The sequence below is a fragment of the Plesiomonas sp. genome, from assembly GCF_051650925.1.
GTDB lineage: Bacteria > Pseudomonadota > Gammaproteobacteria > Enterobacterales > CAMTGL01 > Plesiomonas.
In genome coordinates this window covers 1-2447 of sequence record NZ_JBOFRH010000591.1, presented here as the reverse complement: position 1 = coordinate 2447, position 2447 = coordinate 1, and the positions used below count along the sequence as shown (strand labels likewise).

2 protein-coding genes are annotated in these 2447 nt (G+C 49.5%); one reads left to right on the top strand and one right to left on the bottom strand.

Annotated features, from left to right (window positions below; all coding sequences use genetic code 11):
* Positions 1 to 481: 481 nt before the first annotated feature.
* Positions 482 to 904 (bottom strand): hypothetical protein, encoded by a 423-nt coding sequence (locus ACRC27_RS14120; protein WP_302980613.1) that lies wholly within the window; start codon positions 902 to 904, stop codon positions 482 to 484.
* Positions 905 to 1449: 545 nt separating this feature from the next.
* Between ACRC27_RS14120 and selA the strand changes: the two genes are divergently transcribed.
* Positions 1450 to 2447, top strand: a 998-nt coding sequence (selA, locus tag ACRC27_RS14115) for an L-seryl-tRNA(Sec) selenium transferase (protein WP_438640169.1), incomplete at its 3' end; no start/stop codon positions are given.

Below are 2447 nucleotides of genomic sequence, written 5' to 3'. Positions count from 1 at the left end.
AAACCATCTAAAATGGAAATCCTTTTTTACAAAAATACCCTAAACGGGTTACCGGTATCATGGCTTGATAGATATCAAAAACTGGCCGGTAATTTTTATTCAGGGAAATAATTGCTGGTGAGGTCAAAAATATTATCCTCTCGCCTCAATATAATGAGGCAAGCTGTTTTATTTCGAATGAGAAAATGAATGAATATAGGGATAAGTGTGCAATACGCAAATAAATAACAAGGTGGCAAATTATTTAACGTAAGCGATGAGGTCGCCATACAATTGAATTGGGCGATGAAAGAAATACCGCAGAGAAATGATGGCGTACAATTCAGTGAAATAATAAATACCGCCATGCAGCGGCGCTAACAATAACGGCAACGGCTCAATGTAATGGAAACCGATCAGGCCAACCGCGAATTAACCAAGCAAGCCTAACGAGATGATTAGGCCTACCGTGCATAGCCTGATGCGTGGCAAAGCCTTGTAGTTAATGCCCTCTGGCCGCCTGCACCTGCGCGAACGCTGCCCAGAAATGGCGCGTCTGTACCAAGATCTGCTCATCCGGTAATTGATGCCAAATACTCTCGCCCCACAAACTTAACAGTACCGATTCGCTATCGGTAATTTGCGCCTCGCGCTGCTGACTTGGGCTTTCCCCCGCGCTCTCTTGCACTAACAATTCTTGTGCTAACAAAGTTTGTGCTCGCGTAGCATCGGCCAATTGGCTTTCGCTAGTTGATGCCTCAAGATCTGATTGATGGCGCTGCAAAACACATAATGCTGCGCGGATCGCCGCCGTTTCATAACGCAAAATATCATGCGCATCTGATTTAATATGAAACTGAGATGCCAATGCGGTCAACTCGGTCAGCAGTAATTCCCCTTCGATAATCAGTGCCGCTATCGCCATGACCGTTCTCCTTAGCGCTCTTGTTGTCAATATTGTTTTTATCCATAAAAACAATTAATTCTTATTCGCAATTTACTGTGCAACCCTTTTCCAATCTGAGTATAACTTGCTGGTGTTGATATTTTTAGCCGGTGACTTCCAACATCAACCTACGCCTTCTATATTTTTTATTTAGCTAATATTCTGCTTATCTTGCTTTTCAGCTATCAGTTTTATTTTGCTCCCCTTGAATTAAGCATAATCGAGCTACCCATAATTACCTATTTGAACCGCGCACATTTTTCAGCGCAATGCTGGGTAATTTGCCGCTATCTTTCGCAAAAAAGACAACAATAAGAGCAAAAATCGTCATAACGATTCTTCTTTTAGCGCCCCGTACTACTGACTATTCGCGCAATAATCAAACGATAAACAACGTTCTTAGCCGGTAGCACTACTCGACCGGTCTTGCTTACACCGAGATGGGCGCTAAGCCGTGCAGGCACTGACAGATATGCTAAAATGCGGCAACATCCTGATATCACAACTCAAACACGGACTTACGGATGAGCCACTTACCTGTCACAGACGCAGAGCCTAGTCGTGCGCTGTATCGCCGCATTCCGGCCATTGAACAACTGCTGCGTCACCCGCAGATCCAGCATCTTTTGGCACATTACGGCAATACCCTGATCACTGAGCAATTACGCCAACTGCAACAGCTGGCGCGCCAACACATTCAAACTCGCCACTCTCTGCCAAATTGGAGTGACGATTGGCCACAAGCGCTGCAACATCAGCTGCAACAACGCCGTCTGGCGCCGCCGCGGGTTTTTAACCTCACTGGCACAGTATTGCATACGAATCTCGGCCGCTCCCCGATGGCGGAGGCGGCAGTGACGGCAGTGAGCCAAGTGATGCGCCACCCTGCGGCACTGGAATTCGATCTCGATGCCTCCGCACGCGGCCATCGTGACCAACAGGTCGCCCAGTTACTGTGCCGCCTGACCGGCGCCGAAGATGCCTGCCTCGTGAACAACAATGCCGCAGCCGTGTTGCTGCTGTTAGCCAGCATGGCCGCTGGACAAGAGGTGGTAGTATCACGTGGGGAGTTGGTGGAGATCGGCGGCGCTTTTCGCGTACCGGATGTCATGCGCCAAGCCGGTTGCCTGCTACATGAAGTGGGCTCCACTAACCGCACACACTTGCGCGATTACGAGCAAGCCATCAACCCACACACCGGCTTGCTGATGAAAGTGCACACCAGCAACTACAGCATTCAAGGCTTCACTGCCGAGGTCTCGCATGCTGAATTAGCCGCCCTTGGCCAGCAGCATGGGTTACCAACCGCGGTGGATTTGGGCAGTGGCTCACTGATTGATTTGACTGCCTATGGTCTACCCGCCGAGCCAATGCCGCAGACCTTGATCGCACAAGGGATCAGTCTGGTTTGTTTCTCGGGTGATAAACTGCTCGGCGGCCCACAAGCCGGGATCATCATCGGCAAACGCGACCTGATTGCCAAGTTACAGCGTCACCCTCTCAAGCGTGCGCTACGCGCCGA